Annotated in this window: 2 protein-coding genes and 1 pseudogene; 2 read left to right on the top strand and 1 reads right to left on the bottom strand. The window is 32.6% G+C overall.

Going from position 1 to position 2,194, the window contains the following annotated elements:
- Both AC1DTM_RS23610 and AC1DTM_RS23605 read left to right on the top strand, forming a co-directional pair.
- A pseudogene (locus AC1DTM_RS23610) lies at nt 1-810 on the top strand (hypothetical protein); the annotation flags it as partial.
- A 316-nt stretch (nt 811-1,126) separates the two neighbouring features.
- Complete coding sequence (locus AC1DTM_RS23605) at nt 1,127-1,723, top strand: hypothetical protein (protein WP_002157977.1); 597 nt, start codon at nt 1,127-1,129, stop codon at nt 1,721-1,723.
- Nucleotides 1,724-1,825: 102 nt separating this feature from the next.
- Here the strand turns inward: AC1DTM_RS23605 and AC1DTM_RS23600 are convergent.
- Nucleotides 1,826-2,194: chromosome segregation protein (locus tag AC1DTM_RS23600; RefSeq protein WP_477001027.1), on the bottom strand; the 369-nt coding region annotated here is incomplete at its 5' end.

Below are 2,194 nucleotides of genomic sequence, written 5' to 3'. Positions count from 1 at the left end.
CAATACTTTCGAAATTTATTGTATTCTCCATTTTGGAGGGAAGTTTCTGAAACAGCTACCATTAATTCGAACACTTTATCTATACCGCATCAACAATTAATCTACCATTTAGAATTGTTACCGCAACATACAGAGCAACCCCCATCTTTATTATTCGTATATAAACCAACGTTTTTAGTGTATGAGTATTACGCTTTTTTTATCGTTATTTCTATATTAGAACAAATCGGATTTGAAGATAAGAATCCTATCCGTGAACAAATACAAGAACATTTTTATTTAGACGGATTACAAGATGGAACGACAGTGATATTACATCGAGATGATATAAAAGTGCACGTCGCGTTTAATGATTTAATTGAAACACACCCTCTTATCGCACTAAGCAAAGGAAGTAATTTTTATAACGGAGAGGACACAAAGAAGCCGGATATTCGTTTAGATTGTTATGTAAAGGAAGAAGAAAAGTATGTATATAAATCTTCTATTATTATCGAAGTGAAATACAGCCCTATGTACAATATTTTTCAGCCTGTCGGTAATACGAAAGCAACTGAGCAAATGTATAAATACTGGTCCATTAAGTATGTAGAAGAACAGAATGGCAAACGAATTTTTAAGCGAAGAGCGATTTATGAAGTGATTTGTGTATATCCAGGTAGCCATATGCATAGTAAAAAAATTGAATCTGGTTGTGGAGTGTTTTTACAACTATATCCATATAAAACGAAACAAGGAGAAGAGAAGTTGGCTGGGAAGCATGGGATGATTCAAATTTTTGAGAAATGGTTAAAAAGTAATAAAATGTAAAAGGAATCCTTTTTAATGAAGGATTTCTTTAGGTTAAGAAGAATTATATGCCATAAGGAAAGAAGCATAACGTGGGTCGAACTTGAAAGGATAAACATTTTTCATTGGAGCAATTAACTTTCTTTGTATGTATGATTGTATAAGAAAGTAAGAAATGGTACATGCGGGGGAAAAGAGTGTGAAATAGGAATTTAATTCAATTTGCAGAATATAATAAGACATAAATATTTTTAGTTGCATACGAAGATTTGTTCTTATATGATAGTAAGTGAAAGCGTTATCAAAAACAGAACGGCGATGGGAAAGGCGGGTAAATATGTTCCAGCGTGTTCAAACAAAGGAAGAACATTTTTGGTTCGAGCAACTGTGGGGAGATTTTTGTGAAGAAAGAAACTTAATGTTTGTAGAACGTAATTTAAATCCATCACGATTTTTATTAATAGAAGATGAACATCATATTGGTACAGTAGAATGTATTAAGTTTACAGTACCTGAACAATCAAATTCTGAGTTTTTCTATCCGTTTTCTAAAAATGATTTAGTGAAAGATTTGAAAAATGTGTATGAAATAGGAAAGTTAAGTATTGCGAAAACGTCTCGGGGGAGAGGACATTTCAAAAGGCTGGCAGCTATTTTATTTATGCATGCGTTAGAGACGAAAGCGGAATGGTATATTGCAGCAGTTACAAAAAGAATGTATATGTATTTACTTACACTCGGTTTTCCAATTGAACCGATAGATAGTCCATTCCAGTTTCATGATACTTTACAAGGTGTACCAGTGCGGATTCATGCTCGAAAAGGGGCTACACATCTGTATTCTTTGAAAGAATTCCGTGATATTATTCAAGGGAATGCTCATGCGCAGGTACTTATTGCAGAATACAGTAAAAATATTATGTTAACAAAATGAAAATATATGAATATGTATAGTATGAAGAAGGGTGTCATATTACAGTCATCTTTCTTCATACGAAAAAGTAGACCCTTATTTTTGTAATAAGGGTCTAAAAGGTTATAGTCCAAATATACTAAAAATCATTTTACGACGCTTCGGTTTCTTTTCTCTTTCATATGTTGGTTTTGCATCAGGAGTAATGTATATTGGTTCTTCTTTTTTTAGGGCAGCTTCTAGTTTTTGAATTCGTTCTAACATTTCCTCCATTTCGCGGCGATGTTGTAAAAGTTGGTATGTAACGACATCATTTGCTTTATCTTGCATTTGTTCTTCCATTCGATCTAGTCTTCTTGTAATTGTGGTTAATTGAGCTGTTAATTGTTTAAAATCATTCGATGATGTATTTTGAACAATTGTGTTTACTTGAGTTTTTAATTTTTCTACATCATTTGAAGATGTTTTTTGAGTAGTTTGAGAGTTTTGAGG

The sequence above is a fragment of the Bacillus sp. P4_D3 genome (assembly GCF_056401855.1).
Note: the sequence above shows the minus strand (reverse complement) of the source record. Positions and strands in the feature narration are given on the sequence as shown.